The 9,638-nt window shown below is 71.1% G+C and carries 12 protein-coding genes; 9 read left to right on the top strand and 3 right to left on the bottom strand.

Annotated features, from left to right (window positions below):
- Window positions 1-199: 199 nt before the first annotated feature.
- The 7 genes from purD to ACFSOX_RS08060 all read left to right on the top strand — a co-directional run bounded on the left by purD (window position 200) and on the right by ACFSOX_RS08060 (window position 4,915).
- Entirely contained in the window at window positions 200-1,474 is a 1,275-nt protein-coding gene (gene purD, locus ACFSOX_RS08090) for a phosphoribosylamine--glycine ligase (protein WP_378477290.1), read from the top strand.
- Between the two features lie 106 nt (window positions 1,475-1,580).
- The gene (locus ACFSOX_RS08085; protein ID WP_378477289.1) at window positions 1,581-1,859 is read left to right on the top strand and encodes a type II toxin-antitoxin system VapB family antitoxin; all 279 of its coding nucleotides are present in this window, start codon (window positions 1,581-1,583) and stop codon (window positions 1,857-1,859) included.
- Window positions 1,859-2,254 (top strand): type II toxin-antitoxin system VapC family toxin, encoded by a 396-nt coding sequence (locus ACFSOX_RS08080; protein ID WP_378477288.1) that lies wholly within the window; start codon window positions 1,859-1,861, stop codon window positions 2,252-2,254. The genes ACFSOX_RS08085 and ACFSOX_RS08080 overlap by 1 nt, the downstream gene beginning before the upstream one ends.
- Window positions 2,255-2,280: 26 nt before the next feature.
- Complete coding sequence (locus ACFSOX_RS08075; RefSeq protein ID WP_378477287.1) at window positions 2,281-3,186, top strand: alpha/beta fold hydrolase; 906 nt, start codon at window positions 2,281-2,283, stop codon at window positions 3,184-3,186.
- Between the two features lie 142 nt (window positions 3,187-3,328).
- Complete coding sequence (locus ACFSOX_RS08070) at window positions 3,329-4,159, top strand: patatin-like phospholipase family protein (RefSeq protein WP_378477286.1); 831 nt, start codon at window positions 3,329-3,331, stop codon at window positions 4,157-4,159.
- 73 nt (window positions 4,160-4,232) lie between these two features.
- On the top strand, window positions 4,233-4,496 hold the full coding sequence (locus ACFSOX_RS08065; RefSeq protein WP_378477285.1) for a type II toxin-antitoxin system Phd/YefM family antitoxin: 264 nt from the start codon (window positions 4,233-4,235) through the stop codon (window positions 4,494-4,496).
- The gene (locus ACFSOX_RS08060) at window positions 4,496-4,915 is read left to right on the top strand and encodes a type II toxin-antitoxin system VapC family toxin (protein ID WP_378477284.1); all 420 of its coding nucleotides are present in this window, start codon (window positions 4,496-4,498) and stop codon (window positions 4,913-4,915) included. Before ACFSOX_RS08065 ends, ACFSOX_RS08060 begins: the two co-directional genes overlap by 1 nt.
- A gap of 29 nt (window positions 4,916-4,944) precedes the next feature.
- Here the strand turns inward: ACFSOX_RS08060 and ACFSOX_RS08055 are convergent, their stop codons facing one another.
- Complete coding sequence (locus ACFSOX_RS08055; RefSeq protein WP_378477283.1) at window positions 4,945-5,415, bottom strand: nucleoside deaminase; 471 nt, start codon at window positions 5,413-5,415, stop codon at window positions 4,945-4,947.
- Window positions 5,416-5,567: 152 nt separating this feature from the next.
- Between ACFSOX_RS08055 and ACFSOX_RS08050 the strand changes: the two genes are divergently transcribed.
- Both ACFSOX_RS08050 and rsmD read left to right on the top strand, forming a co-directional pair.
- Window positions 5,568-7,661, top strand: coding sequence for a pseudouridine synthase (locus ACFSOX_RS08050; RefSeq protein ID WP_378477282.1), 2,094 nt, complete (start codon window positions 5,568-5,570; stop codon window positions 7,659-7,661).
- The gene (gene rsmD / locus ACFSOX_RS08045; RefSeq protein WP_378477281.1) at window positions 7,661-8,215 is read left to right on the top strand and encodes a 16S rRNA (guanine(966)-N(2))-methyltransferase RsmD; all 555 of its coding nucleotides are present in this window, start codon (window positions 7,661-7,663) and stop codon (window positions 8,213-8,215) included. Before ACFSOX_RS08050 ends, rsmD begins: the two co-directional genes overlap by 1 nt.
- Here the strand turns inward: rsmD and ACFSOX_RS08040 are convergent.
- Together ACFSOX_RS08040 and ACFSOX_RS08035 are read right to left on the bottom strand one after the other, a co-directional pair.
- Window positions 8,202-8,435 (bottom strand): hypothetical protein, encoded by a 234-nt coding sequence (locus ACFSOX_RS08040; RefSeq protein ID WP_378477280.1) that lies wholly within the window; start codon window positions 8,433-8,435, stop codon window positions 8,202-8,204. The two genes, rsmD and ACFSOX_RS08040, sit on opposite strands and share 14 nt — an antisense overlap.
- A complete protein-coding gene (locus ACFSOX_RS08035) occupies window positions 8,432-9,604 on the bottom strand; it encodes a PepSY-associated TM helix domain-containing protein (RefSeq protein ID WP_378477279.1) in 1,173 nt (390 codons plus the stop codon). Before ACFSOX_RS08035 ends, ACFSOX_RS08040 begins: the two co-directional genes overlap by 4 nt.
- Between the last annotated feature and the right edge of the window lie 34 nt (window positions 9,605-9,638).

The raw sequence follows: 9,638 nt of genomic DNA, 5'->3' as shown, positions 1-9,638 counted from the left end.
AGAATCAATGCCGTGCACCTCTTCAAGCACAATCCGTGCCGGACAGCCGTGGGCTCGTCCCGGCCATCCACGATCTGGCCGAACACACGGTATTAGACGTGGATGCCCGCGACGCGCGCGGGCATGACGGGTTGCGATGCGGGGCGCCTCCTGTAAGACAGGCCGTCACATCCTGACGAACCCGGGCGGCCCCTCGCGCATGAACATCCTGCTTCTCGGCTCCGGCGGACGCGAGCACGCGCTCGCCTGGAAGATCGCGGCGAGCCCCCTCGTCGATCGCCTGTGGTGCGCCCCCGGCAACGCCGGCATCGCCCAGGAGGCCGACTGCGTCGCCCTCGACCCGGTCGACACCGACGCCGTGATCGGCTTCTGCCGCGGCAACGCCGTCGATCTCGTGGTGGTCGGCCCCGAGGCGCCGCTGGTCGCCGGCCTGGTCGACGCCCTGACGGCCGCCGGGATCCGGGCGTTCGGCCCGACCGCCGCGGCGGCGCGGCTCGAAGGCTCCAAGGGCTTCACCAAGGCGCTGTGCCGGGCGAACGGCATCCCGACCGCCGCCTACGAGGTCTTCACCGCCGCGGCGCCCGCCAAGGCCTATGTCCGCGCGAAGGGCGCGCCGATCGTCGTCAAGGCCGACGGGCTCGCCGCCGGCAAGGGCGTCGTCGTCGCCGAGACGATCGGCCAGGCCGAGGCCGCGATCGACGCGATGTTCTCCGGATCGCTCGGGGCCGCCGGGGCGAGCGTCGTGGTCGAGGAGTTCCTGGCCGGCGAGGAGGCGTCGTTCTTCGTGCTGTGCGACGGCGAGACCGCGCTGCCGCTCGCCTCGGCCCAGGATCACAAGCGCGCCTTCGATCTCGATGTCGGCCCGAACACTGGCGGCATGGGCGCCTACTCGCCGGCTCCGGTGATGACGCCCGAGATCACGGCCCGCACCATGGACGCGATCATTCGCCCCACCCTGAAGGCGATGGCCGCCATGGGCTGCCCCTACAAGGGGGTGCTGTTCGCCGGCCTGATGATCACGGCCGAGGGGCCGAAGCTGATCGAGTACAATTGCCGGTTCGGCGATCCCGAGTGCCAGGTGCTGATGCTGCGGCTCGACTCCGATCTCGTGCCGGCGCTCGTCGCCACCTGCGACGGAACCCTGAGGGACGTGTCGCTCGACTGGAACGACGCCGCCGCCATCACGGTGGTGCTGGCCGCCAAAGGGTATCCCGGCGCTTACGAGAAGGGCAGCGTCATCGACGGCCTGAGCGACGCCATGGCGGTCGACGACGTGGAGATCTTCCACGCCGGCACGGCCGAGCGGGACGGCCGGATCGTCGCCGTCGGCGGAAGGGTGCTGAACGTCGGCGCGACCGGCAAGACGCTCGCCGAGGCGCGCGCGGCCGCCTACACGGCGATCGGCGAGATCCGCTGGCCGGGCGGCTTCTGGCGCCGCGACATCGGCGCCAAGGGGCTCGCCCGGCGCGGGTGAGGGCCGGGCACGGCCCGGCCGAGGGCGCGGCTTCGACAGGGCGGCTTCGACAGGCTGCCGGCGGCGCCTATATAATCGGGGCTGCTGCAACCCGGAGGAGCCGCCGATGGGAATCGTCATCGACGATCCACAGATCGAGGCAAAGATCAGGGAGCTCGCCGAACGGACCGGCGAGACGCCGCAGGCGGCCGTCGCCCACGCCGTGGATGTGCGGCTGGCGGAGCTGCCGACCCGTCCGGCCGAGGAGAGGCTGGACAACGATCTCGCTGCACGCAGGAAGCGGATCAGAGAGACCCTCGCCTATTTCGACTCTCTGCCGAGGATCAACGAGAATCTGACCGCCGACGAGATCGTCGGCTACGACGAGAACGGGTTGCCGACCTGATGGTTGTCGATACGTCCGCTCTGATGGCCATTCTGCTCGGCGAGGACGAGCGATCCGTTTTCGAAGAGATCATCCTGAGCGTGCCCACCTCGGTGATGTCGGTCGTAGCGGTTGTCGAGGCGACGATCGTCCTGTGCGGAAAGCGCCGTGAAGCCGAGGCTGAACGGCTGGAGGGGCTGCTGACGGACTATGGCGTCGAGATCTCCGGTGTGGACGCGGACCAGGGCGCGTTGGTTCGCCAGAGTTTCCTTCGTTACGGCCGCGGGCGTCATCCGGCAGCACTGAATTTCGGCGATTGCTTTACCTATGCGCTCGCCAAAGCGCGTGACGATACCCTTCTCTTCAAGGGCGACGACTTCGCGAAAACCGACATCGTCCCGGCCTGGCGCCCCTGACCGAAACCGCTTTCGCGGAGAGTCCCATGTCCGATCTCGCCGACCTCTATCCCGGCTTCGAGTCGCACTGGATCGACACCAGTGCCGGCAAGCTGTTCGCCCGCTCCGGCGGCAGCGGGCCGCCGCTCCTGATGCTGCACGGCTATCCGCAGTCGAACGTGATCTGGCACAAGGTCGCGCCGGCGCTGGCGAAGCATTTCCGGCTGATCCTGCCGGATCTGCCGGGCTACGGCTGGTCGGCGGCGCCGCGCTCGGGGCCCGACCACGCGCCCTACACCAAGCGCGCCATGGCGGCCGCCATGATCGACCTGATGGAGGCGCTCGGCCACGCGCGCTTCTCGCTCGTCGGCCACGACCGCGGCGGCCGGGTCGGCTACCGGCTCGCGCTCGACCATCCGGGACGACTGGAGAAGCTCGCCGTGATCGACATCGTCCCGACCTGGGCGATGTGGCACACCATGGACCAGACGCTCGCCTACAAGGTCTGGCACTGGACTTTTTTGGCGCTGCCGGCGCCGTTCCCGGAGACCATGATCGGCAAGGATCCGATCTATTACCTCGACTGGAAGATCGCGAGCTGGTCGGGCACCAAGGATCTCACCCCGTTCGATCCGCGCGCGCTGGCGCACTATCGCGCGGCGTTCCAGGATCCCTTGCGCATCCACGCGAGCTGCGAGGACTACCGGGCCGGCCGCACCACCGATCTCGCCTTCGACGAGGCCGACCGCGCGGCGGGCCGAAAGATCGCCTGCCCGATGCTGGTGCTGTGGGGCGCGAAGGGAATCCCGAGCGAGAACGCGCCGCTCGCCACCTGGCGCGACTGGGCGAACGACGTGCGCGGAGAACCGATCGATTCCGGCCACTTCCCGCAGGAGGAAAGCCCCGCCGCGACCCAAAAGGCGCTGTTGGCGTTCTTCACGGAGGGCCCGTGAGGGGCTCGTTCGAACAGTCGGACTCCCTGCCCCGTCATGGCCGGGCTCGTCCCGGCCATCCACGTGTTTGCGGACTTGCCGTGAAGGCGTGGATGCCCGCGACGAGCGCGGGCATGACGGCGTCGGGCGATCGGCAGACGCCATGAAAACCTTCGCGCTCGCGCTCGGCGCCGGCGGGGCGCGGGGGCTCGCCCACATCGCCGTGTTCGAGGCGCTGGACGAGCTCGGCGTGAAGCCGGTCGCCATCTCGGGCTCGTCGATCGGCGCCTTGATGGGCGCCGCCTACGCGGCCGGGATGAGCCCGCGGGCGCTGCGCCGCCATGTCATCGCGACGCTGGAAAATCGCGGCGCGCTGATCACCCGGCTGCTCGGCACCCGCGCCGCCGGCTTCGCCTGGTCGAGCCTCTTGAAGGTGCCGTTCGGCCACAACCCGGTGCTGCTCGATCCGGCGAAGTTCTGCGCCGCCTTCCTGCCCGAGGCGATCCCCAAGTCGTTCTCGGACCTGACGATCCCGCTCCTGGTCGTCGCCAGTGACCTGTTCGGCCAGGCCGAGGTGGTGTTCTCCGAGGGGCCCCTGCGGCCGGCCATCGCCGCCTCGATGGCGATCCCGGGCCTGCTGCGCCCGGTGGAATATGGCGGCCGCGTGCTGGTCGACGGCGCCGCGGTCGATCCCTTGCCCTTCACCCAGCTCGCCGGCCGCGCCGACGTGGTCGTAGCGGTCGACTGCTCCACGGCCCCGCGCGAGAACACCGCGGTGCCGGAGGCGTTCGACTCGGTGTTCGCCACCCTTACCGTGATGGGCCACGCCCTCGTCGCCGAGAAGCTGAAGCGGGTGCGGCCCGACCTCCTGATCCGCCCCAACGTGGCGATCTTCCGTCTCCTCGACTTCCTCCAGGCGATCGCGATCATCCGGGCCGGCGAGGCCATCAAGGACGACATCAAGCGGGATCTGACGGCGTTGCTGGAGGGGTGACGGCTGCCCACATCTTGCGCGATTGTAGTAACGTTTCTACATTGGAATGCACGCTGGACCCAGGAGGTGGACGATGCGTACCACCATGACGAGCCGCGAGTTCAACCAGGACACCAGCAAAGCCAAGAAGGCTTCGGCCGATGGCCCCGTTTTCATTACCGACCGCGGCCGGCCGGCGCACGTGCTGCTGTCGATCGACGACTACAACCGGCTGGTGGGTCGGGCCGGCCGTGTCATGAGCCTGGCGGAGGCTGTGGCTCAGCCTGGTGACGACGCCGATTTCGAATTCGATCCGCCGAAGCTCCAAGGCTTCATCAAGCCGGTCGATTTCGACTGATGTTTCTGCTCGACACCAACATCCTATCGGAACTCCGGCGACCCCGACGGGCAGACCCCAACGTCCTCGAATGGGCCGCCGGCATGGATATCGAGCGGTTCTATCTCTCCGTCATCACAATCATGGAAATCGCGGTCGGCGCTCTGCGTCTCGAACGGAAGGATCCGGAGCAAGCCGACGCATTGCGGCGATGGATCGACCAGAACCTTCTCCCCGACTTCAACGATCGCCTCGTACCAGTTGACCTCGCAGTCGCCCGGCAGTGCGCCCGCCTCCATGTGCCCGACCCGCGTGCCGAACGTGATGCTCTCATCGCCGCCACGGCACTGGTCCACGACATGACGGTCGTGACGCGGAACGTGCGGGATTTCGCGCCTCTGGGCGTCCGAGTTCTGAACCCCTGGCTGCCAGGGGAATAACCTCGGCGGCCGTCCGACGAGGCCGCCCCTCACCGCCGCTCCCTGAAAAACCGCCGCAAAATCTCCGCCGCCGCCGTCTCGCCGATGCCGGAATAGACCTCCGGGCGGTGGTGGCAGGTCGGTGACGCGAAAAGCCGGACGCCGCTCTCGACGGCGCCGCCCTTGGGATCGCCGGCGGCATAATACAATCGGCGGATACGGGCGAGGGAGATCGCCGCCGCGCACATCGGGCACGGCTCCAGCGTGACGTAGAGGTCGCAGTCGGGCAGCCGCTCCGAGCCGAGCACCGCACAGGCGGCGCGGATCGCCACCATCTCGGCATGGGCGGTCGGGTCGCGGTCGGCGAGCGTGCGGTTGCCGGCCGCTGCCACGACGACGCCGTCGCGCACCACCACGCAGCCGATCGGCACCTCGCCGGCGTCGCCCGCCGCGCGCGCCGCGGCGAGCGCCAGATCCATGAAGGAGGTCTTCTCGGCCGCCACACCCTCTGCCCTCGTCATGCCCGGCCTCGTGCCGGGCATCCACGCCGGGCCGAATCGGGACAAAGATCGTGGATGGCCGGGACGAGCCCGGCCATGACGAATTCTCGTCACGGCTCGTTCCCGCGCGCGAACTCTGCTATCAGGCTCGCTCCTTATCCAAGATCGAGACCATGCCGGACAAGCCCCGAGACGATTCAGCGCCCGAGACCGCGCCCGCGCAGCGCCCCGCCCCGCCCGACGGCGAGCGCATCGCCAAGGTGATGGCGCGCGCCGGCCTGTGCTCGCGCCGCGACGCGGAGGCGTGGATCGAAGCCGGCCGCGTCGCCGTCAACGGCAGCGTGATCACGTCGCCGGCCCTCGACGTCACCCGGACGGACCGCATCACGGTCGACGGCGAGCCGCTGCCGGCGGCCGAGCGCACGCGGCTGTTCCTCTATCACAAGCCGGTCGGCCTGGTGACGACGAGCTTCGACCCGGAAGGCCGGCCGACCATCTTCGACTCGCTGCCCGAGGATCTGCCGCGGCTGATCAGCGTCGGCCGTCTCGACATCGCCACCGAGGGCCTGCTGCTGCTCACCAACGACGGCGGCCTCGCCCGCCAGCTCGAACTGCCGTCGACCGGCTGGCTCCGCCGCTATCGCGTGCGCGCCCACGGCTCGGTCGACCAGGCCCAGCTCGACCGGCTCAAGAACGGCCTCGAGGTCGACGGCATCCAGTACGGCCCGATCGAGGCGACGCTCGACCGCAGCCAGGGTGCCAATGTGTGGATCACGATCGGCATTCGCGAGGGCAAGAACCGCGAGGTCCGCAACGTCCTCGACACGCTCGGCCTGCAGGTGAACCGGCTGATCCGCGTCTCCTACGGCCCGTTCCAACTCGGCGAGCTTCTGGACGGCGACATCGAGGAGGTCCGAACCCGGGTGCTGCGCGAGCAGCTCGGCGAGCGGCTGGCCGCCGAGGCCGGCTGCGACTTCTCCGGCCCGATCACGCCGCGCGCGCCCTCCGAGGAGGACCGGCGCGAGCGCGCCGCCCGCGGCGCCCGCGGCACGCCGGGTCCGCGCGCCGAGCGCGGCGATGCCCGCAGCCCGCGCGGCCGCGACGAGCGGCGCCCCGCCGGCCGCGACCGCGACGAACGCGCCCCTGGCGGGCGTGGCGGTCCCGGCCGCTTCGATGCGGGCGGCGACAAGCCGCGCTTCCGCCGCCGCGACCGCGACGAGCCGCTGGAGCCGCCGGTCGGCCGACCGCGCCGTGGCCATGCCTGGCGCTCGGAGGATTCGCCGCTGCGCACCCACTACAAGGGCGAGCGCAGCGAGACCGGCAAGCCGTCGCGGGAGGAGCCGACCGGCCCGAAGCGGGCCGGCCTGCTGACCGACCGCAAGGGCCGCAAGGTGCTGGTCGAGCGGTTCGGCGAGGCGAAGCCCGAGGGGGCGGCGCCGCCCAAGCGCGCCTTCCGCGGCAAGCCGGCTGGCGACCGGCCCGACCGCGTCGCCGGTGGTGGCCGGCCGGCCGGTGGAAAGCCGTTCCGCGAGCGCAGCGGCGACGACCGTCCGCGCCGCGACCGCGTCGCGGGCGACCGCCCCTATCGGTCGCGCGCCGAGGGCGATCGCCCGTTCCGAGCGCGCAGCGAAGGTGATCGCCCGTTCCGGGCGCGTGCCGAAGGTGATCGGCCGTTCCGGCCGAAGCGCGCCGTGGGCGAGCGCCCCTTCCGGGAACGTCCGGCCGGCGACAAGCCGTTCCGCAAGCGCAGCGAGGGCGACCGGCCGCAGGGCGACCGGCCCTTCCGGGCACGGGCCGAGGGTGATCGGCCGTTCCGGGAGCGCCCCGCCGGCGATCGCCCCTTCCGGGAGCGTCCCGCCGGCGACAAGCCGTTCCGGAAACGCGCCGAGGGGGAGCGTCCCTTCCGCGAGCGCAGCGAGGGCGACCGGCCGCAGGGCGATCGGCCGTTCCGGGCGCGGTCCGAGGGGGGCGGCAAGCCGTTCCGCGACAAGCCGGCCGGTGACCGGCCGTTCCGGCCCCGCGGCGAAGGCGGCGGAAAGCCGTTCGGCGACCGCAAGCCGTTCGGCGACCGCAAGCCCGGCGGCTTCAAGTCGGGCGGCAAGCCGTCCGGTGCCAAGCCGTTCGGCGCCAAGCCGTCCGGTGGCAAGCCGTCCGGTGGCAAGCCGTCCGGAGGACGGCCCTTCGGCGGCAAGCCCTCCGGCGGCAAGCCGGGCGGCCGCGGTGGCGGGCGGCCGGGCGGGTCTCGCTCCGGGCCGCGGGGCGGCTGATGCGCATCGTCGGCGGCCGGCTGCGCGGGCGGTTGCTCGCAGGTCCGCGCTCGGCCGCGATCCGGCCGACCGCCGACCGTCTGCGCGAGTCGCTCTTCAACATCCTGATGCACGCCTATGGCGATCCGGTCGCGGACGGCCGCGTCCTCGACCTGTTCGCCGGCACCGGCGCGCTCGGCCTGGAGGCGACGTCGCGCGGGGCCGCTTTCACGCTGTTCGTCGACGACGGCGCCGAGGCGCGCGCCCTGATCCGCCAGAACGTGGAGAACCTCGGGCTCGGTGGCGTGACGAAGATCTACCGCCGCGACGCGACGAAGCTCGGCATCGCCCACCCGATGCCGCCGTTCTCGCTGGTATTCCTCGATCCGCCCTACGGCCGCGGCCTCGCCGTCCCCGCGCTGAGCGCCGCCCGCGACGGCGGCTGGCTCCGGCCCGAGGCGTTGATCGTGGTGGAGGAGGCGGCCGACGCCCCCCTGCCGGCGCTCGACGGCTTCGCGGAGCTGGAACGCCGCGTCTACGACGACACCGCCGTGACGTTTCTCAGGGCGGGGTGAGCTCGGTTCGTCGAAGCGGGGGGAGGCCGCTGGCGGCCCGCCGGTCGTGCGGGATCAGGCAGACGACGAGGACCACGAGCGGACTCGCCAGCGCCGCCCAGGACACGGCCCACCAGACGCCGCCCCCGCCGATCAGCGCCGCGAGCAGCCCGACCAGGGTCGACACGGCCAACACGATCGGCCACCGCCACTGCCGCACGGCCTTATCCGGCGCCCTCATTCGACCACCTCGGCCGGAACCGGCCTGGTTTCGTGCTCCGTGCCGGACGCCACGTCCGCCGACGACCGACGTCGCCCCGGCCACCAGAGATACAAGCCGCTGACCAGCACCACGATGGTCGCGACGTCGAAGAGCGCCCAGAGGATCTTCAGCGGCAGCCCGCCGTAGTCGCCGAAATGCAGCGGCTGCGACATGAACAGCATCGTCGCGTACCACGGCATGTCGCGCACCGCGATCACCTGCCCCGTCGCCGCGTCGGCCAGCGCCGGCTTGAGGACGCGGCTGGTGATCGGCGTGTCGCCGGTCAGGAAGATCGCGACATGAGCCTCGGTCGAGAACGGTGTTCCCGGAAACGCGACCGTCGTGATCGCCATGCCGGGCACGGCGGCGCGGACGTTGTTCAGCAGCGCGTCGATCGAAGCGCGCTGGCCGCGGTCGCGTTCATGCTCGGACGGTGCCGGGGCCGAAGCCGGTTTGGCCTGCGCCGCCATCTCGACCAGCTGGCCGGCCTGCCAGGCGAGCTCGATCGGCGCCGCGAGCGTGTTGATCACGCCGGTGAGGGCGACCACGCCGAACCACGCCAGCGTGACGATGCCGAACAGGTTGTGCAGGTCGAGCCACTTCAGCCGCCGGCTGCCGCCGCGGCGAACGGTCCCGAAATCGAGGCGGCGGGTGAACGGTCCGTAGAGCACGACGCCCGACACGATCGCGACGACCAGCAGCAGCCCCATGCCGCCGAGAAAGAGCGTGCCGGGCACGCCGGCGAACAGATCGAGATGCAGGCGCAGCATGACGTTCATGAAGCCCTGGTTGGGCTGCGAGACGTCGAGCGCCGCGCCGGTGCGGGTGTCGAACACGAGATAATGGAACGCCGCCGGCTCCGTCGTCATGCGCGGCGCGGTCGGCACCTTCACGATCGGCCGGTCGCGATCGAAGAACAGGTACGGTACGACGTGGCCCGGTCGGGCCGCCATGGCCTGCGCGATCATCGCATCGACCGAGGCGGGCGGCCGATCGGCCGGCACGTCGGCGAGCCGCGGGCTCGGACCGAGCTCGTCGTGAAAGACGAGCGGCAGCCCGGTCAGGCACAAGAGCAGCGCGAACACCGTGCAGATCAGGCTGCTCCAGCGATGAACCCACGACCAGACCCGGACGGTGCGCGGCGTCATCGCGGCCGCTCCGGTCGGCGGCCGAACCGCGATC

Source organism: Rhodoplanes azumiensis, assembly GCF_042682915.1.
GTDB lineage: Bacteria > Pseudomonadota > Alphaproteobacteria > Rhizobiales > Xanthobacteraceae > Rhodoplanes > Rhodoplanes azumiensis.
This window is presented reverse-complemented; position numbering and strand designations above follow the sequence as displayed.